Raw genomic sequence first — 5,727 nt, forward strand, 5'->3', positions numbered from 1 at the left:
GTTAAAAAATAGTGCATTTTCTCTGAAGCTGTACTTACATAACCATTACCGCTTTCTAAATGACGGGTCTCTAAAAAGTTTGGTGCTGAAAGTCCTAAATAAAACTTATTGGTATAATAATAAACACCGGCTCCAAAGTTTGGTGAAGCTTGATTTACCGGCTCATTTAAAGGGTCCGGATCAACCGTATCTAAATATCCTATATCTAATAAAGTAACTCCTGCTTTTAATCCAAACGCTAAACGACCTTCTTCTCCAGTGAAAATAGTATAAGAGAAATCTGCATAAATATTATTCTCCTGAACTGGTCCAATCTCATCATGAATAATTGATAATCCCAATCCTGTAGCCTTACCAANCTACTGTTGAAGTTAGTAATGTGAAAACCGCTAAAAGTAATTTTATTTTCTTCATAAAATCTGCTTAAAAATTTAATTAAAGGGAGTAATTGTTTACTCCCTTAAAATATTATTGATATTATCTTCTTAAATAAACCCATCCTGTTAATGGTTCTCTCTCGTTGTTGTTAAAGTAAATGGTGTAGAAATATGTTCCTACAGGTAACTCTCCTGTTCCAACATTCCAACGACCATCAGAATATCCGTCCCACCACATTGGTGCAGTTTCTGCATTTCCATTATGTTGGTAATCGTACACTTTATTACCCCAACGATTTACAATTTCCATTTTGAAATTAGGATATATTACTTCTAAATACTCTAACTCAAACACATCATTTATACCATCACCGTTTGGTGTAAATGCTTCTGGAATGTTTAAAACAATCTCAGGAAGTGGATCTAATTCAATACAACTAGAATCATTTGTTGAATCTGTATCAATTTGGTCAATGTTTGTAATAGTTGCACAATTTAAATAATCTCCAATTTCATTCACAACAGTAGCTACTAAAAGAACTTCTGTTTTTCCTGGTTCAACTTCAATCACATTCCATAATCCAGTTTCTTCATCATAAGTTCCTGTTGTAGAACTATAAGTTATAAAGCTATAACCTGTTGGTAATACATCTTCAACTTGAACACTTGTTGCATTAATAACTCCATTATTTGTTAATCTAATTTCAAATGTAACTTCGTCATTAATTCTTGGTTCAAAATTATTATCAACAACTGTTTTTTCAATACTTAAATCTAATTCTTGTAACAATACAATTTCAGCACAATCAAAGTCATCTTCAGTTGCATCATCATTGTTTGGAACAGAATCTACATCAGCTTCATTTGCTGCTGTAATTTGAGCGCAGTTGTTATATTCTCCTTCTGCTAATACATTAACATCAAGCATTAATACAGCTGTGTTTCCTGGCTCAATAAATCCAAGGTTCCATAATCCTGAATTAGGATCATAAGTTCCAATTGTTGAATTATACCCAACATAGTCATAACCTGAAGGTAATAAATCTACCACTTGAACACCTGTTGCAATTGATGGCCCATCATTTAAAACTCTAATTTCAAACGTTTTTAATGTTCCTGCTCCAAGTACTACATCTCCATCAACAACTGTTTTTGTTAAACTTAAGTCAATTGAACCTACTACAGAAATACCTGCTTCAGCTTGATCATCTTCAGAAGGGTTTTTATTCCCTGGTACTGAAGTTGGATCTACTTGATCAGCAGCAATTACTTCAGCAGTATTTAAATAATCATTCACCGAGTTTACAGTTGCTGTAACAACTAAGGTTTCAGTTGCACCATTTAAAACTGTATCAATAATCCAATATCCTGATGAATTATCAAAACTTCCAACAGAAGTAGTATGACTTACATAGGTATATCCTAAAGGTAATTTATCTAAAATTTGAACACCTGTAGCATCACTAGGACCATTATTTGCTAATGTAATTGTAAATACTACATCTTCACCTAATACAGGTAACGTATTATTTACAACTTTCTCTAATACTAAGTCAGCTGCTTCTGGAATTGTAATACTTACTTTAGCAGATTCACAAGATCCAGGTGCTGAATCACCTGTTGTTATAACATAACAAACTTCGTATTCAACTTCTACTGTTTTTCCTGCTTCTGAAGGATCTGGTGTATACGTCATTTCTCCTGTCATAGGATCAAATGTTGCTACTCCAATTGCATTACCTCCAATTTGTGTTAAAGTTGTATTAGCACTAGATAAATAATCATCATTTAACAATATGTCAATTACTCCAATTTCATTAAATAAAATTGTAGCAACATCATCTACTGCAATTGGATCTGTAACGTTAGGATCAGTAACATCTGGATTTCCATCGTTATCATCATCAATATCATCAACATCAGCAAGACCATCACCATCATTATCACCTAACACTGTAATTGTTACCGTTGCTGTTGTACAAGCTGGAGTTGTAGCATTATCACAAACTTCATATACAAAACTATCTGTACCAACAAAATCAGCGTTTGGTGTATAAGTATATGATCCATCAGGATTAATTACTACAGTACCATTTGTTGGTGGTGTTACTGGTGTTGTATTTAATACTAACTCATCTCCATCTAAATCACTGTCATTTGGTAATAAATTACCTGAAACAGGAAGGTTTTCAACCGCTTCTGCTACATCATCACCTAAAACTGGTGCATTGTTTGGATTAGGAGAACAATCAGATGTTGCTGCCGGATAGTAAACAACTACTGTTGATTCTGGGTTTAAAGAAATCACTAATTCCATTTCTGGTCTTAGTCCATCGTTAATTTCAACCCAAGTTCCATTTACAAATTCCCATCCTGGCCAAGCAATACAAACGCCATTAGAATCTACAACTGCTCCTGGCCATAATAATTGACCACTTAAACTTTGATTGTTTAATTCTGAAACAATTGTTCCATCCATTTTTCTCCAAATAATTGTTGCTCCTTCTGAAGGTACAAAACCTACAGGTGTAATATCATAAATTACATACGGCGCATCATCTATACAAACTTCTTCTGTTGTTATTGTGATATCTCTATCTTCTTCAACAGCAATGGTTACAATAGCAACATCTGTTGCCCCATTTTCATCTGTAATAGTATACGTTACAACAGCTTCACCTACAAAATCAGGATTTGGAGTAAATGTAATAGTACCATCTGTATTTATTATAACTGTTCCATCTGTTGAAATAGCTTCTGTTACCGTAAGTACATCACCATCACTATCTAAATCATTATCTAATACTGCAATTATTACTGGTACATCTTCATTTGTTGTTGCAAAATCATCAACAGCCACTGGATCATCATTTACAGGGTTAACAGTTACAGTAATTGTAGCAATTTCAGAAGTCAATCCTTCATTGTCATTTACTGTATATTCAACTGGAGTTGCAACTCCATTGAAATCTGCTACCGGAACAAACGTTACAACACCTAGTTGATCTACTGTATATGTTCCTTCATTTTCAACTGTCCAAGTTGTTTGAATTCCTGGAGTTGAAGGATCTAAATCAACAGTTGCTACATCAATAGTACCATCACTATCAGTATCATTACTAGTAACATTCAATGTAATTGTTGCGTCTTCATTTGCAGTAATTTCATCAGTATTTGCAATTGGAGCTGAATTAAACACCTCGCAAATAATACCAAAATCTAAAGTGTTATCAACTGAATTAGTAGCTGTTAACTGAGTTGATTTGTTACCTTCATTTGTTACACCGCAAACCGTATAAGTTTGTGATTTAGCAGTTTTCGCAGATTTAGCTCCTACTGCATTAGGTAATACTTTCACCAATCCTCTTTCTCTTACTAAATTAGCGGCTGCTTCAATTCCAGCTTCATAATCAAATGTAACATCATAAGTACCCCATCCATTTGATTCTCCTCTTGTACGCCAATACCCTTGGATACCAACAATTATTTCTTTAGCAAAACCATTTGGTCCTGTTACATAAACATTAGGTATCGTATTATCAGTATTACTAAAACCTGCTGCATTTAACTCACCTTCATTATTAGCACCTTCATAACTACCATCACCGTTAAAGTCAATCCATTCCCAAGCACTATAATCAACTACACCATTTTCATCAGGAATATTTTGAGTAACTACACCATCATTATTTGCATCAAACCATTCATCTTGAATACCATTGTTATTTAAATCGTACCAAACAAAATTACCAAGAACAGGAAGGTCTGTTGTATCATATGTAAAGTTATTCTCTACATAATCACAATTATCAATGTATAAGAAACTTAAACTAGCATCTACATTATACAAATTATGAGCTGTATTTAAATTCGCATCTTGTACTTGAATAATATAATCTCCTGGAATAAATCCGGTAAAATTATAATATCCATTCGCATCGGTTAACATTAATAATGTAGCGCCTGTAGTTCCTTTATTTGGAATTAAAGTTACCGGTACATTTGCAAGTGGTGTGTTATTACCAACATTCATTACAACACCCGATATCTTAGTAGAATTACAAACCACGTTCACTGTAACAATAGCTGTGTCACAATTACTCATATTTGAATTTTCACAAATACTATATGTTATACTGTATGTTCCTTCTGGAGTTCCATCTAACATATCAACTGAACCATCAGGATTCAAGGTAATATAGCCTGAAGGATCTGCATCAACAATTGTTAATGTAACATCATTTGGATTTACAGTGTTGTTTTCAAAAGTATCATTATCAAACACATTTATAATAGCTGTACCTCCATTTATTCCATCAACATCACTTACAACATCATCTTCAGCATTGATTACTGCATTCACAGTAATAATTTCATTGGCAGAAGCTAAAACTCCATCTTCATCTTCAATTTCATAAGGGAATGTTACATTACCAAAATAATTTGTATTAGGCGTAAATGTAATTTCACCAACACTATTAATTGAAACTGTTCCATTTGGCACAGTAATAGTTTGAGTTGTCCCTAATACATTTTCTCCATTGATAGAAACCAAACTCACAGGCCCTTCAATATCACTATCACCAGTTAATGGTAGTAATACAACTGATTCACCTTCATTTACCGAATACGTATCATCTACTGCTACCGGCGCATCATTGATTTCGTTTACTGTAATTTCTTGAATTGCAGAAGCTTCTACACCTTCTGAATCTTCAATAACATAAGGGAAATTAACCAAACCATTATAATCAGTTTCTGGAATAAATGTAATCACTCCAGAGCCATCAATTTCAACAATACCATTTGGTACTGTAATAGTTTGAATACCTCCTGTTAATTCTACTCCGTTGATAGAAACTAAATTTACAGGACCTTCAATATCAGTATCTCCCATTAATGGCATCAATACAACTGTTCCATCTTCATCTACCATATACGTATCATCAACCGCGATTGGCGCATCGTTTACAGGAATTACATTTATTGTTGTTTTTCCAGTAACTGGAGAACTTATACCATTATTTAAAGTGTACATAAATTCACCAACAACCTCACCTAATGTATAATCAACCGGAGCATCATACTCTAAACTTGTTAACTGCGCAATAGATAACAAATCTCCATTACTTACAATACTACCATCAGCCAACGTTACACTACCTAAAGTAGGTAAACCAGTAACTTCAATAATTATGCTAGATACATCTGTTAAATCAATACCTGTTGGTGCTGTTAAACCTAATGGAGTATTTTCACTTTCTTCTGTTACAGTTATTAAAGTACTATCAACCATTGGAACATCATCATCTAAGATGGTTCCTGTTGCTGTATCTGATGTATCTCCTAC

2 protein-coding genes are annotated in these 5,727 nt (G+C 33.6%); both read right to left on the reverse strand.

What is annotated here, in order from left to right:
- Positions 1-341: type IX secretion system membrane protein PorP/SprF (locus ACFQ5N_RS12495; protein WP_386809938.1), on the reverse strand; the 341-nt coding region annotated here is incomplete at its 3' end.
- 136 nt (positions 342-477) lie between these two features.
- A partial coding sequence (locus tag ACFQ5N_RS12500; RefSeq protein WP_386809939.1) for an Ig-like domain-containing protein occupies positions 478-5,727 on the reverse strand: 5,250 nt, incomplete at its 5' end.

It is taken from the genome of Lutibacter holmesii, from assembly GCF_042679665.1.
In the GTDB taxonomy this organism is placed as follows: Bacteria; Bacteroidota; Bacteroidia; order Flavobacteriales; family Flavobacteriaceae; genus Lutibacter; species Lutibacter holmesii.